The 23,979-nt window shown below is 72.2% G+C and carries 22 protein-coding genes; 14 read left to right on the forward strand and 8 right to left on the reverse strand.

Annotation, left to right across the window (positions count from 1 at the left end; all coding sequences use genetic code 11):
• Nucleotide 1 precedes the first annotated feature (1 nt).
• Nucleotides 2–370 carry a Fe-S oxidoreductase gene (locus ITJ60_RS10705; RefSeq protein ID WP_123294261.1) on the forward strand — a complete coding sequence of 123 codons (369 nt, stop codon included), beginning with the start codon at nt 2–4 and terminating at the stop codon, nt 368–370.
• 396 nt (nt 371–766) lie between these two features.
• Here the strand turns inward: ITJ60_RS10705 and ITJ60_RS10710 are convergent, their stop codons facing one another.
• Nucleotides 767–1,564 (reverse strand): ABC transporter ATP-binding protein, encoded by a 798-nt coding sequence (locus ITJ60_RS10710; RefSeq protein WP_243650039.1) that lies wholly within the window; start codon nt 1,562–1,564, stop codon nt 767–769.
• A gap of 26 nt (nt 1,565–1,590) precedes the next feature.
• Nucleotides 1,591–2,541 carry a siderophore-interacting protein gene (locus ITJ60_RS10715; protein WP_323749152.1) on the reverse strand — a complete coding sequence of 317 codons (951 nt, stop codon included), beginning with the start codon at nt 2,539–2,541 and terminating at the stop codon, nt 1,591–1,593.
• Nucleotides 2,542–2,606: 65 nt separating this feature from the next.
• Here ITJ60_RS10715 and ITJ60_RS10720 point away from each other — a divergent pair, with 65 nt between their 5' ends.
• The 7 genes from ITJ60_RS10720 (at nt 2,607) to ITJ60_RS10750 (ending at nt 10,478) form a co-directional block, all read left to right on the forward strand.
• Complete coding sequence (locus ITJ60_RS10720) at nt 2,607–3,548, forward strand: alpha/beta fold hydrolase (protein WP_194647885.1); 942 nt, start codon at nt 2,607–2,609, stop codon at nt 3,546–3,548.
• Nucleotides 3,549–3,606: 58 nt separating this feature from the next.
• Entirely contained in the window at nt 3,607–5,160 is a 1,554-nt protein-coding gene (locus tag ITJ60_RS10725; RefSeq protein ID WP_194647886.1) for an ABC transporter substrate-binding protein, read from the forward strand.
• 28 nt (nt 5,161–5,188) lie between these two features.
• Nucleotides 5,189–6,142 (forward strand): ABC transporter permease, encoded by a 954-nt coding sequence (locus ITJ60_RS10730; protein ID WP_194647887.1) that lies wholly within the window; start codon nt 5,189–5,191, stop codon nt 6,140–6,142.
• Nucleotides 6,139–7,026, forward strand: coding sequence for an ABC transporter permease (locus ITJ60_RS10735; protein WP_194647888.1), 888 nt, complete (start codon nt 6,139–6,141; stop codon nt 7,024–7,026). The genes ITJ60_RS10730 and ITJ60_RS10735 overlap by 4 nt, the downstream gene beginning before the upstream one ends.
• Nucleotides 7,023–7,853: an ABC transporter ATP-binding protein gene (locus tag ITJ60_RS10740; protein WP_194647889.1), complete on the forward strand. Its 831-nt coding sequence runs from the start codon at nt 7,023–7,025 to the stop codon at nt 7,851–7,853. The genes ITJ60_RS10735 and ITJ60_RS10740 overlap by 4 nt, the downstream gene beginning before the upstream one ends.
• A complete protein-coding gene (locus ITJ60_RS10745) occupies nt 7,850–8,632 on the forward strand; it encodes an ABC transporter ATP-binding protein (protein WP_194647890.1) in 783 nt (260 codons plus the stop codon). The genes ITJ60_RS10740 and ITJ60_RS10745 overlap by 4 nt, the downstream gene beginning before the upstream one ends.
• 247 nt (nt 8,633–8,879) lie before the next feature.
• Entirely contained in the window at nt 8,880–10,478 is a 1,599-nt protein-coding gene (locus tag ITJ60_RS10750) for a DUF4832 domain-containing protein (protein WP_194647891.1), read from the forward strand.
• A 79-nt stretch (nt 10,479–10,557) separates the two neighbouring features.
• On the opposite strand, the gene ITJ60_RS10755 is transcribed toward ITJ60_RS10750, so the two are convergent.
• The 4 genes from ITJ60_RS10755 to ITJ60_RS10770 form a co-directional block, all read right to left on the reverse strand.
• Nucleotides 10,558–11,217, reverse strand: coding sequence for a ThuA domain-containing protein (locus ITJ60_RS10755; RefSeq protein ID WP_194647892.1), 660 nt, complete (start codon nt 11,215–11,217; stop codon nt 10,558–10,560).
• Nucleotides 11,214–13,112, reverse strand: a complete 1,899-nt coding sequence (locus tag ITJ60_RS10760; RefSeq protein WP_194647893.1) for a heparinase II/III family protein — start codon at nt 13,110–13,112, stop codon at nt 11,214–11,216. Before ITJ60_RS10760 ends, ITJ60_RS10755 begins: the two co-directional genes overlap by 4 nt.
• 45 nt (nt 13,113–13,157) lie before the next feature.
• Complete coding sequence (locus ITJ60_RS10765; protein ID WP_194647894.1) at nt 13,158–14,225, reverse strand: hydroxyacid dehydrogenase; 1,068 nt, start codon at nt 14,223–14,225, stop codon at nt 13,158–13,160.
• A 129-nt stretch (nt 14,226–14,354) separates the two neighbouring features.
• Complete coding sequence (locus ITJ60_RS10770) at nt 14,355–15,458, reverse strand: substrate-binding domain-containing protein (RefSeq protein WP_194647895.1); 1,104 nt, start codon at nt 15,456–15,458, stop codon at nt 14,355–14,357.
• A gap of 109 nt (nt 15,459–15,567) precedes the next feature.
• Between ITJ60_RS10770 and ITJ60_RS10775 the strand changes: the two genes are divergently transcribed.
• Genes ITJ60_RS10775 through ITJ60_RS10785 form a run of 3 tightly spaced genes read left to right on the forward strand, consistent with a single transcriptional unit; the run spans nt 15,568 to nt 19,144 of the window.
• The gene (locus tag ITJ60_RS10775; RefSeq protein ID WP_194647896.1) at nt 15,568–16,551 is read left to right on the forward strand and encodes an ABC transporter permease; all 984 of its coding nucleotides are present in this window, start codon (nt 15,568–15,570) and stop codon (nt 16,549–16,551) included.
• Nucleotides 16,548–17,441 (forward strand): carbohydrate ABC transporter permease, encoded by an 894-nt coding sequence (locus ITJ60_RS10780; RefSeq protein WP_123294247.1) that lies wholly within the window; start codon nt 16,548–16,550, stop codon nt 17,439–17,441. Before ITJ60_RS10775 ends, ITJ60_RS10780 begins: the two co-directional genes overlap by 4 nt.
• Nucleotides 17,442–17,488: 47 nt before the next feature.
• Nucleotides 17,489–19,144: an extracellular solute-binding protein gene (locus ITJ60_RS10785; RefSeq protein ID WP_194647897.1), complete on the forward strand. Its 1,656-nt coding sequence runs from the start codon at nt 17,489–17,491 to the stop codon at nt 19,142–19,144.
• Nucleotides 19,145–19,153: 9 nt separating this feature from the next.
• Here the strand turns inward: ITJ60_RS10785 and ITJ60_RS10790 are convergent, their stop codons facing one another.
• On the reverse strand, nt 19,154–20,599 hold the full coding sequence (locus ITJ60_RS10790) for an amidase (protein WP_194647898.1): 1,446 nt from the start codon (nt 20,597–20,599) through the stop codon (nt 19,154–19,156).
• A gap of 55 nt (nt 20,600–20,654) precedes the next feature.
• On the reverse strand, nt 20,655–21,521 hold the full coding sequence (locus ITJ60_RS10795) for a 3-hydroxyacyl-CoA dehydrogenase family protein (protein ID WP_194647899.1): 867 nt from the start codon (nt 21,519–21,521) through the stop codon (nt 20,655–20,657).
• A gap of 80 nt (nt 21,522–21,601) precedes the next feature.
• Here ITJ60_RS10795 and ITJ60_RS10800 point away from each other — a divergent pair, with 80 nt between their 5' ends.
• The 3 genes from ITJ60_RS10800 to ITJ60_RS10810 are packed head-to-tail and all read left to right on the forward strand — an operon-like array spanning nt 21,602 to nt 23,943.
• Complete coding sequence (locus ITJ60_RS10800) at nt 21,602–22,366, forward strand: acetoacetate decarboxylase (protein ID WP_123339782.1); 765 nt, start codon at nt 21,602–21,604, stop codon at nt 22,364–22,366.
• 9 nt (nt 22,367–22,375) lie between these two features.
• Complete coding sequence (locus ITJ60_RS10805) at nt 22,376–23,059, forward strand: TetR/AcrR family transcriptional regulator (protein WP_194647900.1); 684 nt, start codon at nt 22,376–22,378, stop codon at nt 23,057–23,059.
• Nucleotides 23,056–23,943, forward strand: a complete 888-nt coding sequence (locus tag ITJ60_RS10810; RefSeq protein WP_194647901.1) for an alpha/beta hydrolase — start codon at nt 23,056–23,058, stop codon at nt 23,941–23,943. Before ITJ60_RS10805 ends, ITJ60_RS10810 begins: the two co-directional genes overlap by 4 nt.
• Nucleotides 23,944–23,979: the final 36 nt, after the last annotated feature.

Raw genomic sequence — 23,979 nt, forward strand, 5'->3', positions numbered from 1 at the left:
CATGCGCGGACTGGCACGCCGGGCGCTGCTCGACTCCCCCGTGTCGCGGGTGGGGTGGCTGTTCGCCACGGCGGTGGGCCTGGCGATCGGCGTGCCGCTGTCGACCGGTCGCGTCCGCGTGGTCGACGGGCTCGTCGTCTGCTCGGGGCTGCCGCGGTGGGTGTTCCGTCGCGGTGGCACCTGCGTGGGCTCGGTGTACCTGACCCGCGACAACGACGGCCCCCGGGTGCTGCGGCACGAGCGGGTGCACGTCGAGCAGTGGCGGCGGTACGGCATGCTCATGCCCGTGCTGTACGCCGTCGCCGGCCGAGACCCGCTCCGCAACCGCTTCGAGGTCGAGGCGGGGCTGGAGGACGGCGGCTACCGCTGACGGATGCCCGCGCGCGGCTCTTCCCCTGCTGCGCTGCCCTGCGTTGCCTTGCGTTGCCCGGTCGCCCGGTCGCCCGGTCGCCCGGTCGCCCTGTCGCCCTGTCGCCCTGTCGCCGAGGTTCCACGACATGCCGCGTGCGTTGCGCCGAGGTTCCACGGGTAGCCCGGATGCGGCGCGAGATGCCGAGATCTCGGAACCTCGGCGAGTCGCCTCGGCGGCACGTGGAGAGCACTCGCGACGGGACGGGTGGATGGGGAGCGAGGCGTCTCCTCTGCCGCCGAGGTTCCACGACATGCCGCGTGCGTTGCGCCGAGGTTCCACGGGTGGCCCGGATGCGCGGTGAGATGCCGAGATTTCGGAACCTCGGGGCGGGGGGGGGGCGGGCGAGCGGGCGGGTCAGGCGGCGGGACGACGGGGGACGATGAGGGGCGTGCCGGTCTCGGGGTCGGGGACGACCACGCACGGCAGGCCGAAGACGTCCTCGACGAGGTCGGCCGTCAGCACCGCGGCCGGGGGCCCGGCAGCGACGATCGACCCCTGGCGCATCGCGATGACGTGGGTGGCGTACCGCGCCGCCTGGTTCAGGTCGTGCAGCACCGCGACGACCGTCCGACCCGCGGCGTGCAGGGCGGAGGCCAGCTCGAGCACGTCGTACTGGTGTGCGATGTCGAGGAACGTCGTCGGCTCGTCGAGCAGCACGATGTCGGTCTCCTGCGCCAGGACCATCGCGATCCACACCCGCTGCCGCTGCCCGCCGGAGAGCTCGTCGACGCTCCGGTCCGCCAGCTCCACCGTCGACGTCTGCTCGAGGGCGGCCTGCACGGCACGCCGGTCGGACCCGGACGACGGGTGCAGCAGGTCCTGGTGTGGGAACCGCCCGCGGGACACCAGGTCGCGCACGGTGATGCCGTCCGGGGCGATCGGCGTCTGGGGCAGCATGCCGACCCGCCGGGCCACGGCCTTCGGACGGTAGGAGTCGATCGGCGCCCCGTCGAGGTACACCGTGCCGGCTCGGGGCTTGAGGGTGCGCGCGAACGACTTCAGCAGCGTCGACTTGCCGCACGCGTTCGGACCGACGATGACGGTCAGTTCACCGTCGGGGACGTCCACGTCGAGCCCGTCCACCACGATGCGGTCGTCGTACGCGAGCGTCAGCCCACGCACGCCGAGCGCGGTCGTCGGGACCCCGACCACGCCGGTCGGCAGTCCGGCGGCGGCGTTCAGTTCTCGGCCTTGCCGTGCCGCCAGTACCCCATGAACGCGACCTGCTTGCGGTCGATCCCGACGCCGCGCACCAGGTGCCGTCGGAGCTCCTTGACGCAGCCGGCCTCGCCCGCGATCCAGGCGTAGACGGGGCGCGACTCCTCGGTGGCCGGCACGTCCCACAGGACCTGCTCGTCGACGTCGACGTCCGCCAACTCGACGCCGTCACCACAGGCGGGACCCGCGGCGACCGACGGGGAACCGACCGACGGAGAACCGGCGACGGACGCAGCCCCGGCGACGACCGTCGACGCCCACGCGTGCACCTGGTCGGTCATGCGCACGCCGTGGGTCGCACCGTTCCGGGCGATCCAGCGGACCTCGACCCCGGCGGGCGCGGACACGGGCAGCCGGTCGGCGTCGGTCGGCACCTCGATGAAGACGTGGCCGACGGTCGAGACGTCGAGCGCCTCGAGGATGGCGCAGATGGCCGGGGCGGCGGTCTCGTCCCCGGCGAGCAGGATGCGGCTCGCGTGCCCGGGTGCGAACTCGGCGGCACCGGTCGGCAGGTCCTCGGGCGACTCCGGCACGCGGGGTCCGACGATCCGGAGTTCGTCGCCGACCCGGCAGGACGACACCCAGCGGGATGCGGGTCCGGCGTCGCCGTGCGCGACGAAGTCGATGTCGAGCTCACGGGCGTCTGGCCGGAACGAGCGGACGGTGTAGGTGCGCAGCGGGTTGCGTTCCGCGTCCGGCAGCGCACGCCAGGCGGCGTACCAGTCCTCGTCCTCGGGCAGTTCGGAGAAGCCCACGCCGTCGAGCGGGAGCACGACCTTGATCCGTTGGTCGAGCCCGACCGAGGAGAAGTCCGCCAGGGCATCGCCCGTCAACGTCACCCGGACGAAGTGCGGGGTGAGCGACGTGACCGCTGCCACACGGACGGAGAAGACGCGGTACCGAGTTGCCACGGATTCGAGTATGGCATGCCTTACCTAACGTCTCCAGACTCCCGGACGATGCGAAGATCGCTTCCGTGCCCGATGCCCCCGACGACGAATTCGCAGACCTGGCCGCCCTCGCCCGCGCGAGCGGCGTGACGGAGCCGCTCCGCGCCTCCAGGCAGGTGGTCCGCACCGCCGACGGACAGGAGACGTCCGCCATCCGGTGGGGCGACCGGGAGGCCCGGATCACCTACCTGCACGGGCTCGGCATCGACGCCCACAGCTTCGACCAGACCGCGCTCGCCGTCGGCGAGCCGGCGGTCGCCCTCGACCTGCCCGGCCACGGCCGGTCGTCGTGGCGGGACGACGCGGACTACGGGGCGACCGTGACGGCGCCGACCGTGCTCGCGGCGCTCGACGCCCTGGAGGTCCCGCCGGGGATCGTCGTCGGGCACTCCCTCGGCGCGATCCTGTCGGCACGACTCGCAGCCACGGCACCGGAGCGGGTGACCGGGCTCGTCCTCGTCGACATGTCGCCGGACTTCGCGCAGCGGGCGGTCGACCGGATCGCCCGGGCGCTCGAGGCCGAGGAGCCCTTCGCCACCCTGGACCAGGTCGTCGACCGGGCGATCGAGGCACGTGTCGGCGACGACCGGCACGTGCTGCTGCGTGAGGCGCGCCACACCACGCGGCTCGGTGACGACGGCACGCTCGTGCGGCGCCACCACTTCCCGCACCTGCCCGCCGGCCGCACGTCCTCAGTGGGGCGCTTCGCCGACGCCTGGCCCGACCTCGAGGCCCTGCGCGTGCCGATCCTGCTCGTCCGCGGCGACCGCGGGTACGTCTCGCCGAAGCTGCACGCCGCGTTCGCCGAGCGGCTGCCGGAGGCCGAGATCGTGACGGTCACCGCACGGCACGCGGTGCAGAACCAAGCGCCCCTCGAACTGGCTTCGGCGATCCGGGCATGGGCTGCACGTCACGGATTGTTGCACCGGATCGATGAACCGTCGCGGGACCGTACCGGCCCCCGGTAACCTCGTGCGAGCGCGAGCTGTGACCATCGCCCTCGCGTCCGGAAGGAACCCACACCCCATGAGTCCGCTCCTGTCCCGCCGTACCGCCCGGGCTGCGCGCACCACGCGCCTCGGACGTGCTGCCCTCGCCGCCACCGCGGTCGCCGTCGTCTCCGCCCTCGCGCTGACCGGCTGCTCCGGCTCGTCGAACGAGGACGGCGGCGCCGACGCCACCGTCCGCGTCGGTCTCGTGCTCGAACCGACCAGCCTCGACATCCGCACGCAGTCCGGTGCAGCGCTCGACCAGGTGCTCATCGACAACGTGTACCAGGGGCTCGTCGGCCGGACCGCCGACGGCGACATCCGCGACGTGCTGGCCTCCGAGCACGAGGTCTCCGACGACGGGCTGACCTACACGTTCACGTTGCGCGACGGCATCACCTTCCAGGACGGCAAGGACGTCACCGCGGCCGACGTCGTCTGGTCGCTCGAGCAGGTCAAGTCGAACGAGACCTACGTCGACTCCGCCAAGCTCGCCGGCGTCACCTCGATCACGTCCCCGTCGACCGGTGTGGTCGAGCTCAAGCTGGCGAAGCCCGACTCGGACCTGCTCTGGAACCTGACCGGCCGCTCCGGCTTGGTGCTCGAGAAGGCCGCGACGAACGACCTGTCGGACACCGCGAACGGCACCGGCCCGTACGAGGTCGCGAGCTGGAAGCAGGGCGACTCGCTCACCTTCGACCGCAACGACGACTACTGGGGCACGAAGGCGAAGGTCGCGAAGATCGTCTTCCGGTACATCACCGACCCGTCGACGGCCGTCAACGCCATGGCGAACGGGGACCTCGACGTCCTCAACCCGGTCGACGGAACACTCAAGAGCCAGCTCGACGGCAACTCGGACATCGCGCTGCACTCCGGCAAGACGACCGACAAGTACACGCTCGCGTTCAACGACCAGAAGGCGCCGTTCACCGACAAGAAGGTGCGCCAGGCGATCCGGCAGGCGATCGACCCGAAGGCCCTCATCAAGGCCATCGGCGGCACGGGCGTCGAGCAGGGCGGCCCGATCCCGGAGCTCGACCCCGGGTACGAGGACCTGACCGACATCGACGCGTACGACCCGGACAACGCGAAGCAGCTCCTCGCCGCCGCCGGTCAGGAGGACCTGAAGCTCACGCTGACGTACGCGAACATCTACCCGGCGACCATCGGCGACGTGCTCAAGTCGCAGCTCGCCGACGTCGGGATCACCCTGACCGTCAAGCGCGTCGACTTCGCCACCTGGCTGTCGACGGTGTTCCAGGCGCCGAAGTCGGGTGAGCGCGACTTCGACCTGTCGATGGTGGACCACGTCGAGGCCCGCGACTTCGGCAACTGGGCGAACCCCGACTACTACTTCGGCTACGACAACGCCGAGGTGCAGTCGCTGTACGCCCAGTCGATCGCGGCCACCGACGAGGACGCCAAGGTCGACGCCCTGCGGAAGGCAGCGAAGATCGTGAGCGAGGACGCCGCCGGCGAGTGGCTCTACACGGCGACCGAGATCACCGCCGTGCGCTCCGGCGTGACGGGCTTCCCGGTCGACGGCGGCAACTCACGACTCGACCTGTCGAAGCTCGCCGTCAAGTGAGACGACCCGCGCCCGGAGCTCCGAGCACGTGACCCGGTTCCTGGTCGGCAGGCTGCTGCTGTTCGTCGTCGGGCTGCTCGTCGCGAGCGTCATCATCTTCGCGACCCTGCGGGTGCTCCCCGGCGACGTCGCACAGGTCGTCGCCGGCACCCAGTCGACCCCGGCGCAGGTCGAGCAGCTCCGACAGCAGCTCGGCCTCGACCGGCCCGTCGGGGTGCAGTACCTCGACTGGATCGGCGGGGTGTTCCGCGGCGACCTCGGCCGGTCCCTGGTGACCAACGGGCAGGTCGCGCCGGAGATCGCGCAGAAGCTGGCGATCACGCTGCCGCTCGCGGGCATGTCACTCGCCACCGCGCTCGTGATCGGCGTCCCCCTCGGGGTCGTCGCCGCGGTGCTCCGCCGTCGACCGGGCGGCGCCGTCATCGGGTTCGTGGCGCAGGCCGTCGCCGCGATCCCGGTCGTCTGGGCCGGCATGCTGCTCGTCGCGCTGTTCGCCGTCACGCTGCACTGGCTGCCGACACAGGGCTTCCCGCTCGACGGCTGGTCCGAGCCGGGGCGTGCGTTCGCGTCGCTCGTGCTGCCCGCCCTGACCATCGGCGCGGTCGAGGGTGCCGTCATACTGCGCTTCACCCGGTCCGCGACGCTGTCGGTGCTCGACGCCGACCACGTCCGCACCGCGGCCGCGATCGGGCTGACGCGCACGCAGGCCTTGCTCCGGCACGGGCTGCCCTCGGTCGCGCTCACCGTGCTCGCCGTGCTCGGGGTGCAGATCGCCGGGCTGCTGGTCGGGGCCGTCGTCGTCGAGCAGCTGTTCTCGCTGCCCGGGGTCGGGCGCATGCTCGTGACCGACGTCGGGCGCCGCGACGTCACCAAGGTGCAGTCCGAGCTGCTCGTGCTCACCGGGCTCGTGCTGCTGGTCGGCTTCGCCGTCGACGTCGTGCACCGCGCACTCGACCCACGCCAACGCGAGGTGTCCGGATGATCCGCCGCCTGCTCTCCCGCCCCACCGGGGTCTTCGCAGTCGTCGTGCTCGGCCTGCTCGTGGTGCTCGCCGCGGTGTCGCTCGTGTGGACGCCGCAGGACCCGTTCCGCGCCGATCCGTTCCACCAGTGGGAGGGCCCGAGCGCCGCGCACTGGTTCGGCACCGACGCCGCCGGCCGCGACATCGCGAGCTACCTGCTCGCCGGCACCCGCACCACCGTGCTCGTCGCCGTCGGGGCCGGGGTGATCGCGAGCGTCGTCGGCATCGTCCTGACCGCGATCGGGTCGCTCACCGCCCGCTGGGTGCGCGAGGGCACGGCCGTCCTGCTCGACATCCTGGTGGCGTTCCCGACCCTGCTGACCGCGATGCTCCTGACCGCGGTGTTCGGCGGCTCGCTCGGGGTCGTCATCGTGAGCGTCGGACTGTCCTTCGGGGTCACGATCGCCCGGGTCGCCCGCGGCGAGATCCGGCGCATCGCCCGTAGCGACTACGTCACCGCAGCCCGGGCCTCTGGCGTCGGTGGTGGCGGGGTCCTGTTCCGCCACCTGGTGCCGAACGCCGCGCCGCTGTTCACCGTGCAGCTCTCGCTCGCGATGGCCACCGCGGTCCTCGCCGAAGCCGGTCTGTCGTACCTGGGCTACGGCGCCGGGTCGGACACGGCGTCGTGGGGCAACCTGCTCTCCGACCTGCAGACCTACATCGGCGTGCACCCGTGGAGCGCCACCTGGCCGGGGGCCGCGATCGCGCTGGTCGTCGCCGCGCTCTCCCTGCTCGGTGACGCGATCCGCGACGCCACCGACCCACGGCTGACGACGAACGACCGCACAGCGGGCGGCGACCGCCGCAGCGACCCGGCCACGACCACCCCGGGGGTGACCGCATGACCGACCGCAGCCACAGCCACAGCCACAGCCACACCGACACCGGTGGGCTCGCGGTGGTGGGGCTCTCCGTCCGCATCGCGGGCCGGACGATCCTCGACGACGTGACGTTCACCGTGCCTCCCGGCGAACGCGTGGGCGTGATCGGCGCATCCGGATCCGGCAAGTCCATGACCTCGCTCGCCCTGATGGGCCTGGAGCCCGTCGGCGCGACCGTCACCGGCAGCATCCGCCTGGACGGCACCGAACTCGTCGGCCTGCCCGACCGGGAGCGTGCGTCGCACCGCGGCTCCGGCATCGGCATGGTCTTCCAGGAGCCCGGCACCGCCCTCGACCCGCTGCGCCGCGTCGGCGCGCAGATCGCGGAGCCGCTGCGGCTGCACCGCGGACTCGACCGGCGGGCGGCACGTGCCGCGGCGACCACCCTGGCGGCGGACGTCGGACTGCCGGACCCGGAGTCGCTGCTCCGGCAGTACCCGCACCAGCTGTCCGGCGGGCAGCGACAGCGGATCTGCATCGCGATGGCGATGGCCGGGCAGCCCGCGTACCTCGTGGCCGACGAGCCGACCACGGCGCTCGACGTCACGACCGAGGCACGGATCCTCGACCTCTTCGAGCGGCTGTCGGCCGGCATGGTCTTCGTCACGCACGACCTCGCCGTGCTCGCGCGGATCGCCGACACCGCCGTCGTGCTCGACCGCGGACGGGTCGTCGAGCGGGGCTCGGTCGCGTCGCTGCTCGCCGCGCCGCAGCACCCCGCGACCGTCGCGCTCGTCGACGCCGCGCGCGCCACCGCCCGTCGTGCCCGTCCGTCCGGAGGCTCCGCATGACCGCCGTCCTCGACGGGGTCGGGCTGCACCGCACCTACCGGCTCCCCCGCCGCGGGCCCTTCGAACCGGGCCCCGTCCGCACCGCCGTCGACGGCGTCGACCTGACGGTCGCCCCCGGCCAGCGGCTCGGGATCGTCGGCGAATCGGGGTCCGGCAAGTCCACCCTGGTCCGGCTGCTCGCCGGCCTGGAGGCACCTTCCGCCGGTTCCGTGACCGCCTCCGGTCGTCCGGTGGTGGCGTCCGGGTCCGCGGCCGCGATGCGCTGGTTCCGTCGCGAGACCGGGGTGGTGTTCCAGGACCCGTACGCGTCCCTCGACCCGCGGATGCGCGTCGGCGCGATCGTCGGCGAACCGCTTCGGGCACTGCGGATCGACGGGGAGCACCGGGCGCTGGTGCGCGACGTGCTGGAGCGGGTCGACCTGCCCGCCGACGTCGTCGACCGGTACCCGCACGAGTTCTCCGGCGGGCAGCGGCAGCGCATCGCGATCGCCCGGGCCGTGGTGCACGGGCCGCGGATCCTGTTCGGCGACGAGCCGATGAGCGCCCTCGACGTGGTGGTGCGGGCACGGGTCATCGAGCTGTTCCGCTCGCTCGCCGACGACCTCGGGCTGACCCTGGTGCTGGTGTCGCACGACATCGGTGTGGTCCAGCGGCTGTGCGACACCGTCGCGGTGATGTCGGCCGGGCGCATCGTGGAGCACGGGCCGGTGTCGTTGCTCGATGCGCCGGTGCACCCGGTGACGCGGGCGCTGGTGGACGCTGCGCCGACGCTGCCGTAGGGGCGGGCGGGCTCTGACTCGGAACGACAACATCGACGTCGTACGACATCGAGTGTGTCGTTCCAGGTCGCCCGCAACAGTTGTGCGCGCGCGACGACGACAACATCGACGTCGTACGACATCGGGGGTGTCGTTCCGCGTCGCCAGGGCTGTGCGACTCCTGTTCGACTGGGCGGGACTCCTTGCCCACTGAGCGGGACGCCGAGACGATCGACCTGCACCGATCGCTTCTCGAAGGGGAGAACGCATGAGCAAGTCGCACGACATCACCAGGCGCACGGCACTCGGACTCGGCATCGTCGCCACCGCATCGGCAGCGAGCGGGGTGCTCGGCAGCACACCGGCGAGCGCCCACGGCCGCGCCCACCCCGGCGCAGGCCCCGGCTCCGCCGGCCCCGGCCACCCCGGACGCCCGCACCTCGCTGCAGCGGTCGAGCGGGAGTTCGCCGCCGACACCACCACGGTCCTGCGGAACCCGCTCAACGGCTGGGCACTGTACGGCTCGTCCGCGCCGCCCGCCGACTACTGGACGCAGTACGACGACGTCCCGCTGCCCGACGGCACCACGGTCACGGTGTCCGACCACGCCTCGGTCATGTACATGCGGGTCTCGTGGACGATCCTCGAGCCGTCCGAGGGCGTGTACGGCTGGGACACGAACGCGGCGTTCGCGGGCATCCTCGCCGAGGCCCGTCGCCGTGGGCTGCGGCTGGCCTTCCGGGTCGTGGTGGACAGTCGCGACAAGTCGTCGGACTTCACGCCCGCGTGGGTGCGTGCCGCCGGGGCCGCCGGGTACGAGACGCAGACCGGCAGCAAGACGGTGTGGAGTCCGTACCCGGACGACCCCGTGTTCCAGGCGAAGTACGCCGCGTTCGTCGCGGCCTTCGGCAAGCAGTACGACGACCCGGCCACGACGGACTTCATCGACGGGTACGGGCTCGGCAAGTGGGGTGAGGGCCACTCGATGCTGTACCAGGACGCCGCGAACCGCGAGCCGGTGTTCGACTGGATCATCGACCTGTACCAGGAGCACTTCACCCGGGTGCCGCTGGCGTTGAACTACCACCGGATGATCGGGGGCCCGAAGGACTGGGGCACCCCGGACCCCGAGAGTGAGCGGATGCTCGACGGTGCGTACGAGAAGGGCTACGTCCTGCGCCACGACGCCTTCGGCATGACCACGTACTACGCGGACTGGGAGAAGTCGATGGCCGCGAAGTGGCGGTACAGGCGGCCGATCATCATGGAGGGTGGGTGGGTCACCGCCCAGCACGACGTCACGCAGGACCCGCGCGGGTACGTGACGACCGCCGACGTCCGTCAGGGCGAGTTCGACGACTCGGTCGAGGCGCACGTGAACATGATGGACCTGCGGAACGGCGAGGCCCTGTCGTGGTTCGCGGCGCAGACCTTCCCGTTGACGCAGCGGTTCGACGCCGAGGGCGGCTACCGCCTGCACCCGTCGCGCGTGGTCGTGCCCGGTTCGGCGTCCGCCGGCGCGACGGTGGACGTCACGCACGAGTGGACGAACACCGGTTGGGGGTACCTGCCCGACAACCTGCCGGTGTGGAACGGCAAGTACAAGGCGGCGGTCGCGTTGCTCCGTGCGGACGGCAGCGTGGCGGGGACGTTCGTGGACACCGCGTCCGACCCGTCGACGTGGTTGAAGGGTTCGCCGACGTCGTACGCGTTCCGTCCGTCGCTGGCCGGCGTTGCGGCGGATGCGTACCGGTGGGGCATCGCGATCGTCGACACCACCGCGGGCAACGCCCCCGGCATCGAGCTCGGTGCGCAGGGCGCGCAGCAGGCGGGCTGGCTGGTCGTCGGCGATGTCACCATCGCCTGAGACGCGACTGCCTGGAGGCCCAGTGCCGGTCCACGAGACCGGCACCGGGCCTCCAGTCGGTCGCCCCTACCCCGTCCCGTCAGCGCGCGAGGAACGTCACGGCGCGCGTCAGGAACGCGCGGTGCTCCGGCGACGCGAACGACGCGGCGGAGTGGCCGAGCGCGTCGTAGACGGTGGTGCCGCAGCCGGGTCGTTCGTGCACCCAGGCGAGCGGGTGCCGCTCCCCCTCGTGCTCGTGGTCGAGCAGGACCCGCACCGAGGGCGAGACCCGCAGGTGCGTGTAGCGCTCGTCCTCCAGGGTGAAGTCCGGCAGGCCGGCGGTGATCGGGTGCGCGTCGTCGACCACGCGGACGGCCGCTGGCCCGAACGGCGGGTGCATCGTCGTGCCGCGCTCCCACACCCCGCCGAGGGCCCGCTCCCAGAGCGGGTCGTCGGCGAACGACGTCGCGGCGACGTGCAGCACGAGCAGCGGCACGTCGCTCGCGAGCAGGCGGTGGAAGCCGGCTCGGGCCTCGGTGAGCGGGACGGGACGGTCGTCGCGGGGCAGCCCGACGTCGACGACGACGAGCGACGGCAGGCGTCCGGTCGCGAAGGCGGCCAGGGCGGTGTCGACGTCCTCCGGTTGCTCGAGGGCGACGCCGGCCGACGCAGCGAGCGCCGTGACCGCGGCGTTCGTCTCGGGGAAGGGGTGCCACGGGTCGGTCCAGCGTCCGGAGCCGCCGAGCAGGACCGCGCTCACGGTGTCGCCCGGGTCACGGTGAGCGCGTGCTCGCCGTCGGTGGACGCCTGCCGCGCGACGAGCCGCACACGGTGCACCGCCGGGCCCCAGACCCGCTCGAGCTTCGCGTCGTCGACGTCCTGCCGCTCGACGTGCACCGCGAACCGCTCGGTGTCGACGGACAGGTGGGCGGGGCCGACGCGCAGCCCGCCGTCGACGGGCACGGGTTCGTCGCGGGTCATGAGCACCAGGGTCATCGTGCCGGGCTCCGCGAACGTCCAGGTATCGCGGACGACCACGCGTGCGGTGGCGCGGTCACGGGGCACCGCCCGGTCGAGCGTCGCGGTGCGGTGGAGCGATCGCAGTCCGCCGGTCGCCGGGTACGCGGCGCTCAGGTCGGCGGACCACGACGCGACGTCGCCGTCGTCCGCGAACACCGTGCCGGTCGCGCGGAACGCGGCGCCCTCGTGCTGTTCGACGCCGTTCGGCAGCGGGACGGTGTGCCAGGCACTCCGCATCGTCCAGATGCCGTAGCGGTGCTCCGGCATGAACGTCTCGCGGCGGTACACGCCCACCCCGACGTCGATGAGCACCGGTTCGCCGTCGAGCGACACGATCACCCCGCCGGCGTCGTTGTGGTTGTGACTGACGTCGTTGTGCCCGCCCTTCACCGCGAGGACGAACCCGTCGGTCGCGCCGTCGTGGGCACGGGCGACGGCGACCTCGGTGCCGGGCAGCCACAGCGACGCGGGCATCCCGGGCTCGGCCGGGCCGTCGGTCCACGAGGGGTCCCGCAGTTCGGCGAGCGTCCGACGGAACAGTGCGGCGAGCTGTCCGTCGAACCGCAGGGCGTGCTGCCGGCCCATCCACCGGGCGTGCCGCACGACCCGGTCGTCGTCGACGCGCTCCCCGAAGCGGGCGAGCAGGTTCCAGTTCGCGTTCTCGGCCAGCGCCGGGGACCCGTCGGAGTGGTTGACCTGCGTCGCGGCACCGATCTGCATGCCCATCGGGAACCGGGCCATCGCGGCGACCGGCTCGACCGAGAAGCCGTCGAACGCGCCGCCGGTGAGCTCCTCGACCAGGTCCAGGGCCTCGAACAGGGTCGCGCCGGCCCACCACCAGTACGTGGCACCCTCGTCGCAGCTGCCGTCTGCGTCGTAGCCGGCGCGGAACCGGTCGAGGATCACGAGCGCACGGTCGATCGTCGCGGCGAGGCGATCGCGGTCGGGCTCGACCACGGCGGCGCACACGAGCACGTTCGACACGATCCACGGCGCCCAGTTGTTCGGCGGCCCGTCGACCCCGTGCCAGGAGTACACCTCCTGCTCCCACAGGTCGAGCACGCGGCGGCGGATCTCGTGGTGGACGTGCGCGCGGATGCCGGGGCGGTCCTGCTCGAGGCGCTCCCCCGCGATCGCGTCGATCGCCGCGAGCATGCCGCCGACGTAGGCGTCCGACAGGTCGAGCACGTCCCGACCGGGCACGGGCAGGAACGGCCGGCTGCCGTCCTCGGGCAGCGCGTAGTGCGACGGCAGGCACCAGGCGCGCAGCTCCAGGATCCGCCAGACCTGGTCGCCGAGCACGTCCGCCCACGCGGCGTCGCCGGTCACGCCGAGTGCCAGGGCCGCGGTCGCGGCGGACTCGAGCAGGTTCCGCTGGGCCCGCTCGTACGGCTGGCGGTTGCCGTCGCGACTGTACGTCGCCCACAGGGCGAGGGTCGGGAAGGTGACCGCCGCGGCGGCGCGACGGTCGTGCGCGACCGTGAGGAGGGCCTCCCGGTCGGCGTCCGCGACGTGCGCCCACGCCGGGCGGTCGCTGACGGGAGGCGCGGGTCGCCACGTGCGCGGACGGAGCGCCGCGCGCGCTGCCGGGGTGAACCGATCGGTGAAGGACGGGGCGTCGACGGTGACGGTCATGGGGTGGGTCTCCGGGTGGTGACGGTGGTGGACGGGTGGCGGGCCTCAGGCCTGGACGGCGAAGCCGTCGGGGACGATGGGGTCGGTGAACGCGCCGGTGACCGCGAACGCGATGGTCTCGCGCACCGCGTTGTCGGCGAGCCGACGCAGCTCGTTGCCCAGGGACCCGGCGATGTGCGGCGTGATGAAGGTGTTCGGCGTCGACCGCAGTCGGGCGTCCGGTGGCAGGCGTTCCGGCTCGGTGACGTCGAGGACGGCTGCCAGGTCGCCGCGGTCCAGGCGGTCGGCGAGGGCGTCCTGGTCGACGATCGCCCCGCGCGCGGTGTTCACGAGCGTGGTGCCCGGCCGCATCCGCCCGATCACGGCACGGTCGACGAGCCCCCGCGTCGACGGCAGCAGCGGCGCGTGCAGGGTGACGACGTCGCTCGAGGCGGCGAGGGTGCCGAGGTCGACGACGGTGACGCCGAGCAGCGCGGCCTCGTCGTCGTCCAGGTACGGGTCGCTCACGAGCACGCGGACGTCGTAGTCGCGGAGCCGATCGATGACGGCCCGCCCGACGCGCGAGGCGCCGACGACACCGACGGTCACGCCGTGCATGCCGACGACCGGCCACGAGCCCTCGACGTCGACCGGGGTCTCGTCCGAACGCAGGGCGGCGGCGCTGGCGAAGGCCCGTTTGGCGGCGAGCACGATCACCGCGACCGTGAACTCGGCGACCGGGACGGCGTTCGCGGCGGCGCTCGACGCCACGGCGATCCGTCGCTGCCACACGTCGGTGTCGACCACGGGCTTGACCGACCCGGCGGAGTGCACGACGGCGCGGAGCCGCGGCATCCGGTCCAGACGGTCCGCGGACAGCACGGGGCTGCCCCACCCGGTGACGAGCACCTCGGCGTCGGCGAGCAGCGGGAGGTCGCGCGGGTCGTCCGGGTCGAGCGGACGGTCGGCGACCAGGCGGACGGCCTCGGAGGCGTGCAGGGCGGCGAGGTCGCCGGGGTCGAACACCCGGGCGAAGGTCGCCTCGGGCATCACGAAGGCGACGGGGACGGGCGAGCGGTGCGCGTGGCCGCGTGGGGCGGGCACCACGGGGGGCGTGACGGGGCGTGACGTCATCGTCGGACGGTTCCTCTCCGGGGGGTACGGCGTCCCCATGCCAGCGTTCGGCGGTGTGCGGAGTCAAGCCGCGGGGCGCAAACGCTCACGAAGCGAACACGACCGGCGCACGGATCGCGCGCCGTCCGCTCACGGACCGGGGACGACCGCCGCGGTCGACGCCCGCACGCTCAACGTCGGCGCCAGGGTCATGTGCCGACGGGCGAAGCCGACCTGCGCCGTCGCCGAGATGCGCTCGAAGCACATCGTGGCCGCGAACCGGCCGACGTCGTTCTTCGGGGGCGCGACCGCGGTGAGCGGCACCCCGGCGAGCGCCGCGACCTCGTCGTCGTAGGCGACCACGGACAGGTCGTCCGGGATCGACAGGCCCATCTCGGTGACGGTCTCGACGAACTCGACGGCGTACTGGTCGGAGTGCACGAAGACGGCGGTGGTGCCGGTGGCGAGGCAGCGCTTGATGAAGGCCCTGGTCGTGGCACCCACGCCCTGGTCGTCCGGGATGACCTGGACCGGGGCGTCGGGGTCGAGGCCGAGTTGCCGGACGGCGCGGTCGTACCCGGTGCGGAGCTGCGGGGTGGTCGGGGTGTCGAACACGGCCATGCCGATGCGGCGGTGCCCGAGTTCGGCGAGGTGGCGGACCGCGATGCCGGCACCGGACTCGTGGTCGCTGCGGACGGACTCGAGCGCGGAGCCGACCGGGGCCTCGACCACGGAGCGTTCGACCACGACGACGGGCATCGGTGCGTGGTCGAGGAGTTCGAGGGTGGTGAAGGCGTCGGCGACGGTGGTGGTGACGAGCAGCCCGTCGACGCCGGCGGCGATGAGGCGTTCGACCTGCTGGCGTTCGCGGGCGGGTTCGTAGCGGGAGACGCCGAGCACGACGCGGCCGCCCAGGGCCTCGGTGCGTTCGGCGACACCGGCGACGATCTTCGGGAAGTAGTAGCCGGGGTCGGGGACGACGAGCCCGAGGGTGAAGAGCGCGCCGCTGCCGTCGGTGGTGTCCCGGTCGGGTCGGGGTGCGGGTCGGTGCGGTGCGCCGGCGGTGGGCAGGGTCTCGACGGAGACGGCGCCGCCGTGCACGCGCCGGAGCACGCCGCGGTCGGCGAGTTCGGACAGGTCGCGGCGGACCGTCATGGCCGAGATCCCCTCGCGCTCGGCGAAGTCCGAGGCGGACAGGGCCCCGTGCACGCGGAGCTCGGCGAGGATCCGTTCGTGGCGTCTGGTCGGGTGCATCGTCGCTCCCAGTGTTCGATTCGTGTGCGGGTGAATACCGCGGCTTGACCGTCATCATACGGACGCCACAGGATGACGAAACCCCCAGCCACGTGAGCAAAGGAGCCACATGAGCGCGACGCTGGTCGATCCGACCACCGAGCCCCGGACCACCCGGTCCGGCGGCGCCCCGGCCCCGCGGAAGGTCCCGTTCCTCGCTCGGCTGCGGCGCGACTACCCGCTGCTGCTCATGGTGGCGCCGGCGGTGGTCCTGCTGCTGCTGTTCGTGTACGTGCCGATGATCGGCAACGTCATCGCGTTCATGGACTACCAGCCGTACATCCCGATCGCCCAGAGCCCGTGGGTCGGGTTCACGAACTTCCAGCTGATGTTCGCCGACCCGGAGTTCTGGCGGGCGACGGTGAACACGCTGGAGATCACGTTCCTGCAGCTCCTCCTGTTCTTCCCGGTGCCGATCGCGCTGGCCATCCTCATCCACTCGCTGGTGTGGCCGTGGCTCCGGGCGACCGTGCAGTCGGTGCTCTACCTGCCGCACTTCCTGTCGTGGGTGATCGTCGTGGGGTTCTTCCAGCAGTCGCTCGGGTCCGGCGGTGTGGTCAACCACACGCTGCGGCAGCTCGACATGGGGACCATCGGGATCATGAGCGACCCGGAGACGTTCAAGCTGTTGCTGACGTCGCAGGTGATCTGGAAGGACGCCGGCTGGGGCACGATCATCTTCCTGGCAGCGCTCGCGGCGATCGACGACAACCTGTACGAGGCGGCGGCGATCGACGGGTCGGGAGCGTGGAGCCGGTTCTGGCACGTCACGCTGCCGGGCATCCGTCCCATCATCGTGCTCCTGCTGATCCTGCGGCTCGGCGAGGCCCTGTCCGTCGGGTTCGAGCAGATCATCCTGCAACGGAACGCCGTGGGGGCCGATGCCGCCGAGGTCCTCGACACCTACGTCTACTACCACGGCGTCGTCGACGGGAACTGGTCCACGGGCATCGCGGTCGGTCTGGTCAAGGGCCTGGTCGGGTTCGTCCTCATCATGGCGGCGAACAAGGCCGCCCACATGCTCGGTGAGCAGGGAGTGTATTCACGGTCATGAGCACCATCGCCCGTCCGGTCTGGGCCGGAAAACCCACACCCGTCGTCCTCGCACTCAAGGCCGTCGCGATCGTCCTGATCCTCGCCGTCGTGCTGTTCCCGTTCCTCATCGTCTTCTCGACGAGCGTGTCGAGCCAGGCGGACGTCACCGCTGCCGGTGGCTACGTCGTGTGGCCGCGGTCGTTCGACCTGTCCGCGTACGTACAGATCCTGTCCGGCGGGGTCGTCACCCGCGCCGTGGTGGTCACGTTGCTCGTCACGGTCGTCGGCACCGTCATCAGCCTGGCGTCGACGGTGCTCGCCGCGTGGGCGCTCAGCCGACAGGGCTCGCTGTTCCAACGGCCGCTGCTGACCTTCGTGCTCATCACGTTCCTGTTCGCGCCGGGGATGATCCCGCTGTACCTGATGGTGAAGCAGCTCGGGCTCCTCGACAACTACTGGGCGCTGATCCTGCCGAGCGCGTTCAGCGTGTTCAACATGGTGGTCGTCCGCGGCTTCATGATGAGCATCCCGCAGGAGCTCATCGACAGCGCGAAGATCGACGGCGCCGGCGAGTTCCGCATCCTGTGGCAGCTCGTCCTCCCGCTGTCCCGCGCGGTCATCGCCGTCGTCGGCCTGTTCTACGCCGTCGGCTACTGGAACGCGTTCTTCAACGCGCTGCTCTACCTGTCGGACTCGACGAAGTGGACGCTGCAGCTGGTACTGCGCACCTACGTCCTGCAGGGCTCAAGCCTGGTGTCCGGCGCCGGGTCCGACGCCTCGATGCAGCCGCCGGCGGAGTCGATCCAGATGGCCGTCGTGATGATCGCGATCATCCCCATCCTCGCCGCCTACCCCCTGGTGCAGCGCCACCTCACCAAGGGCGTCCTGACGGGCGCCGTCAAGGGCTGACACGGCCCCACCACCCCACTGCCACCCGACGCTTCACGGGAGAAACCATGACCGACACCACCACCGGCGGCCTCAGCCGCCGGACCCTCATCTCCGGCGCCGCCTTCGGCCTCGTCGCCCTCGGCGCCGCCGGCAGCCTGACCGGGTGCTCCACCGGCGGCAACGCCGCGACCATCTCGGACCAGGTGGCCGCGCTGCCGACCTACGTCCCCATCACCAAGGGGCCGAAGCCCGACCTACCCGGCAACGGCGTCGTCCAGCCCGTGTACTACTCGTACCCGCAGGACAGCGAGCTCTTCACCTCGGTCACCGGCAAGGTCGGCGACGGTGAGAAGACCACCGGGTTCGTCGTCACCTACGCGGCGCCGCCGCCGGCGCAGAACTCGTTCCTCGACTACGTCGGCGGCCTGACGGACACCGAGTACGACCTGACGTTCGTGCCCGGCGACTCGTTCGCCGCGAAGTTCGCGACGATGACCGCCGGCAACGACATCCCGGGCATCGTCGAGTTCCTGACGTTCGCGATGCCACCACGGTTCCCGCAGCTGCTCGACGCGAAGTTCGCGGACCTGTCGGAGCACCTCTCCGGCGACGCCGTCAAGGACTACCCGAACCTGGCGAACATCCCCACCGCGTCGTGGCGGAGCGCCCGCATCAACGGGAAGATCTACGGCGTCCCCGAACACCGGCCACCGTTCGGGTCGGTGATGATCTGCCGCCCCGACCTCATCGAGCAGCTGACGGGCGCAGCACCGGCCCCGAAGGACAAGGACGAGTTCACCGAGCTGTGCACGGCCGTCACCGACGCCAAGGCCGGCCGGTACGCGATCGCCGGCCAGGGCGGGGCGAACGGCGTCGACTGGGCGTACGACTTCATCGGCGCCACCTTCGGCGTGCCGAACCAATGGGCGATGTCGAAGGGCGGCGAACTCACCCACAAGAACGAGACCGACGCGTGGCTCGAGACCCTCGGCTACGTCAAGAAGCTCTGGAACCTCGGCGTCTTCCACCCGGACACCCCCAGCCTCGAGAGCGCGAAGGCGAAGACGTACATCAACAACGGCACCGTGCTCATGCACCTCGACGGCATCTCCGCCCTGCTCGACGTGTCGATGCCGAAGGGGATCGTCACGGGCGGCATCGTGCCCTTCGGAGCGACGGGCGGCCCCGGTGCGAACTACCAGGGCACGTCGAGCTTCTCGTTCGCCGCCCTGAAAAAGACGACGCCCGAACGCATCAAGGCCCAGCTCCGGCTCATCGACTACCTCTCCGCACCGTTCGGGTCGAAGGAGGCGTTCACGCTGACCCACGGCGAGAAGGGCGTCCACCACACCGGCAGCGGCCCGGACGCGACGCTGACGAAGGCCGGCGAGCAGACCATCAACGCCAGCGCGCTGTACCGCCTCGGCGCCGGCCCGCAGGTGCTGAACACCGCGCTCCGCATCGACGAGCAGCTGCGGCAGTCGCACCAGTACCAGACCAAGACGCAGGACATGCTCGTGAAGAACCCGGTGGACGGCTTCTACTCCCCCTCGGCCGCGGCGACGGCGTCGGCGAGCACCGCGTTCAACAGCGTGTGCAACGACTACGTGCTCGGGCGGACGAACCTGGCGAAGGTGAAGGCCGCACGGGCGACGTGGGTGTCGGCCGCCGGGGACAAGATGCGCCGCGAGTACTCCGAGGCGATCGAGAAGCAGAGCTAGCCCAGGCGGTCACGCGGTCCAGGCAGCCGGGTGCCGCCGCTGCCAGCGCAGCCGCCGCTCGAGCTGGGCCCCGATCGCGAGCAGCACCCGCTCGCCCCCTGGACGCCCGATCAACTGGACGCCCATCGGCAGGCCACCGCCGTCCGGGTGGTCGTCGGCGGTGACCCCGACCGGCAGGGTGATCGCGGGGAGCCCGGCCACGTTCGCCATCGAGGTCCACGGCGAGTACGCGCACTGGCGGCGGAAGTCCTCGTCCGGGTCGTCGCCGTACCAGCCGAGCGGCCGCGGGGTCAGTGCGAGGGTCGGTGACAGGACGGCGTCGAACCGGTCGAACGCACCGATCAGCGTCGCCGAGAACGTGTCGAGCGCCGTCATCGCGTCGAGCACCTGCGTGCCCGTGAGCCGCCGTCCTCGCTCCACGAGCCACGCCACCAGCGCCGTGAGCGCCGTCAGGTCGATGCCGGGGACCATCGGCAGCCGCGCCGCGGAGCTCTCCCACGCCACGCGGAAGGCATCGGCGTACGGCGCCCGCGGCATCGAGACGTCCTCGACGCCGTGCCCCAGTTCGCCGAGCACCCGCACGGCGGTCTCGACGGCGGCGCGCGCCGCGGGGTCGACCACGACGTCGACGGTGTCGTCCCACGGTGAGCCGTCGAGCAGCCCGACGACGAAGCGGCCCTCACCGCGGACGGCCGCCGCGGTGAACGGGCCGTCACCGCGGGACGGCGTGACCAGGGCGTACGGCGACGGTTCCGGCAACCCGGTCGGCGCGACGAGCGCGTCGAGGAGCATCCCCGCGTCCGCGACGGACCGGGTCAGCGGGCCGGCGACGGAGAGCCCGCCGACGCCGGAGCGGCCGGGCATCGACGGCACCCGCCCGCGGCTCGGCTTCAGACCGACGAGTCCGGTCGCTGCGGCCGGGATCCGGACCGATCCCCCGCCGTCGGACCCGACGGCCGCGGGCAGCAGCCCGGCCGCCACGGCGACCGCCGCCCCGCTCGACGACCCCCCGGGCGCGCGGGTCGTGTCGTACGGGTTCCGCGTCACGCCGAACCGGGTCTCCGACGACGAGGACATCCCGAACTCCGGTGACGCCGTCTTGCCGAGGCTCACCGTTCCGGCGGCGTCGAGCGCCGCGACGAGCGGGTGGTCGGCCCCGGCAGGGCGCTCCGGCAGGCTCGCGGTGCCGGAGCGCGTGGGGACCCCGGCGCGGTCGTACAGGTCCTTGTCGGCGGACGGGAGGCCCCACAACGGCCTGGACGTCGGCACCAGGTCCCCGAGACGGTCGGCTCTCGTGCGCGCGGCGTCCGCCGTGACCGTCACGAACGCGCCGAGGGCCGGGTCGAGGCGCTCGATGCGGGCGAGGTAGTGCTCCGTCACCTCGAGCGCGGTCGCCTCCCCCCGGCGGATCCAGTCCCAGAGTTCCTGTGCGGCGAGGTGGTGGAGTTCGAACACGGTTCCCGAGCCTAGGCGGCGACGGTGCCGGTCGTCCGACGGTGCTGGTCGTCCTTCAGTGCTGGTCGTACGCGTAGAAGCCCCGGCCGGTCTTCACGCCCAGGTGACCCGCGTCGACGTACTGCCGGAGCAGCTGCCGCGGACCCTCGGGAAGGTGCGGGTCCTCCGCCGCGTAGTGCTCCTCGATGTCCAGGACGACGTCGAGCCCCACCTGGTCCATCATCCGGAACGGCCCCGCGGGCGAACCGGTGTTCACCGCGAACATGGCGTCGACGTCCTCCGGCGTGGAGACCCCGTCGGCGACGACGGCCAGGGACTCGCGCTTGATGGCCGCCCAGATGCGGTTGAAGATGAACCCGGTCGACTCCTTGCGGGCGACGAACGGCCGGACGCCGTAGGTCGGCAGGACCTCGAGCAGCAGGTCGATGACCGCGGGGTCGGTCTCCCCGTCGCTCATCAGGTCGACGGCGTTCTGCGCCGGCGGCATGTAGAAGTGCATGTTCAGCACGCGCTCGGGGTGCTCGACCTCGTCGATCACGAGTCGGCTCGCGTACGACGACGAGTTGCTCGCCAGGATCGTGTCCACCCCGACGGCGCGGTCGAGCTGCCCGAACACCGTCGTCTTGAGGTCGAGGCGCTCCGGGATCGCCTCGACGACGAGCCACGCACCGGCGACGGCCTCGTCGAGGTCGTCGAACGCGCGGACGGTGCCGACCGCGCCCCCGTCCCGCGCCGCGGCGAGCGCCGGGAGCTCGCGCTCGACGTACTCGACGGCGGCCGTGCGGACCGGCTCGGCGAGGTCGTACACGCGGGACTCGCCACCGGCGCTGGCGAACACCAGGGCGATGCGACGGCCGAGGGTCCCACCGCCGATCACGGTGACGGGTCGGTTGCGGATGTCGGTCGGCAGGGAGAAGCCCATGGTGTCCTTCGTTCTCGGGTGTAGGTTCGATACACAACGTACTCAGTACGGAACGTATCGCAACTCGACAAGGAGTTCCCATGCAGGCCTCGGACGTCCTCCGCCACGCCACCACGCCCCTCACCGCGCCGGTCTACCCGCTGCGCCCGACGCGCTTCACCGATCGCGAGTACTTCAACGTCGTGTACCGGACCGACCCCGACGCCCTCCGCGCCGTCGTGCCGGAGCCGCTGCGGGTCGACGCGCCGCTGGTCCGGTTCGAGGTCATGAAGATGGGCGACGTCGACGGCTACGGCCCCTACGTCGAGTCCGGTCAGGCGATCCAGGTCACCCACGACGGCGAGGTCGGCGAGTACCTGCACGCCATGTACCTCGACAACTCCGCGGCGACGCTCGCCGGTCGCGAACTGAGCGCCTACCCGAAGGTGCTCGGGACCCCGGGGTTGCGCGTCGACCAGGGCGCCCTCGTCGGCACGCTCGACCGCGGTGCCGAGCGTGTGGCGACGGCGACCATGGCGTACCAGTGGGAGCCGATGGACCCGGTCGAGGCCGCGGCGCAGATCACGGTGCCGACCTGGATGGTGAAGCTCGTCCCCGACGTGACGACCCTGGGGCTGCGCGCCGCCGACCTCGTGCGGACCGAGATCACCGACATCGTCGTGAAGGGGGCCTGGACCGGGCCCGCCCGCCTCCAGCTGTTCGAGCACGCCCTCGCGCCGATGGCCGACCTGCCGGTTCTCGAGGTCATCAGCGCCTCGCACGTCCTGACCGACCTGACGCTCGCGCCGGTGCGGTCCGTGCACGACTACCTGGCCGACCCGCGCCGGTCGGACGACGCCTCCTAGGATGAGCCGATGTCCCCACGAGTGAGCGACGACACCGCCGCACCCGCCCGCCCCACCCGGCGGCGCAGCAGCACCCGCGCGGAGCTCGTCCGCGCGGCAGAGGCGCTGTTCGACGAGACCGGCTCGGCCTCGGCCAGCGTCGAGGCGATCGTCGCGCGTGCGGGGTTCACGCGCGGGGCCTTCTACTCGAACTTCGCGACGACCGACGAGCTCTTCTTCGCGGTGTACGAAGCGCAGGAGGCCGTGGTCGTCGAGCGGCTCGAGGACGGCTTCCGGGCCGCGCTCGGCACGACCGACCCGCAGTCCGTCGACGCGATCGTCTCCGGTGTCCTCGGCGGCCTGCCACCCGAGGGCAAGTGGTACGCGATCCGCTCGGTCCTGCTGTCCCGGGCGCGACACGAACCCGAGCTCCGGGCACTGCTCCGAGCGCACACCGACGCCTTCCACGCGGCACTCGAACCGCTGCTCGTCGAGTCGGTCACGGCCCAGGGCCGACGTCTCACCGTCGCGCCGGACGTCTTCACCCGTGCGGTCGTCGCCGCACACGTCGGCGCGGTCAGCCAGACGGTGCTCTACGACGATGCCGCGACCATCCGCGTCGCCGCGGTGCGGGGCGCACTCCTCGGACTCAGCGAGCCGGTGCGCGAGGCCGACGACACCGACGACACCGACGACACAGGAGGTACCGCGTGATCGTCCCCGAAGCCGCGGTCCCGCTGTTCCTGCGGGCCACGCACGCGAACGCGCCGTTCGTCACCGAAGCGGGAGCGCACCGAGCCGTCCGCCGACAGGCCCTCCGCCCCGAACCCTTCGGACCACCGAAGCGCCTCCGGCCCGACGTGCGCGTCGACGTCCACCGTCAGGGCGGCTCCCCCGTGTACACCGTGACCCCGAGCCGACAGCCACCGCTCCGCGACCTCGTGTACGTGCACGGCGGCGGCTGGGTCCACGAGATCGCCCCGCAGCACTGGGCGCTCATCGCCCAGCTCGCCGCCGAGGCGCGCGCCACCGTGACCGTGCCGATCTACCGACTCCTGCCGGACGGCAGCGCCCGACAGGCACACGACCTGGTCATCGACGTCGCACGCCGCGTCATCGACCAGCGCGGACGGGTGCAGCTCGCCGGCGACTCCGCCGGCGGGCAGATCGCGCTGTCGGTCGCCCAGACCCTGCGCGACGAGGGCGTACCGTCGCTCCGGACCGTCCTGGTGTCACCGGCGCTCGACCTCGGCTTCTCGAACCCGCGCATCCCCGAGGTGCAACCGAGCGACCCGTGGCTCGGTCGCGACGGGGGCCGCGTCCTCGGTCACCTGTGGGCCGACGGCCTGTCGATCGACGACCCGGTCGTCAGTCCCCTGACCGGTTCGTTCCACGGCCTCGGCCCGATGCTCGTCCACACCGGGACCCACGACGTGCTGAACCCCGACGCGCACCTGCTCGTCGCGGCCGCCCGGTCCGCTGGCGTGGACGTCACGCTGCGCGAGCGCCCCGGCGCCCTGCACGTGTTCCCCCTGCTGCCGACGCGCAGCGGACGAGCAGCACGGCAGGAGATCGTCAGGGCCGTCCGCGGCGCCTGACCGTCAGCGCAGGACCCGGCCGGCGCGTGCCCGTGA

It is taken from the genome of Curtobacterium sp. VKM Ac-2884 (genome assembly GCF_015350945.1).
Classification (GTDB): Bacteria; Actinomycetota; Actinomycetes; order Actinomycetales; family Microbacteriaceae; genus Curtobacterium.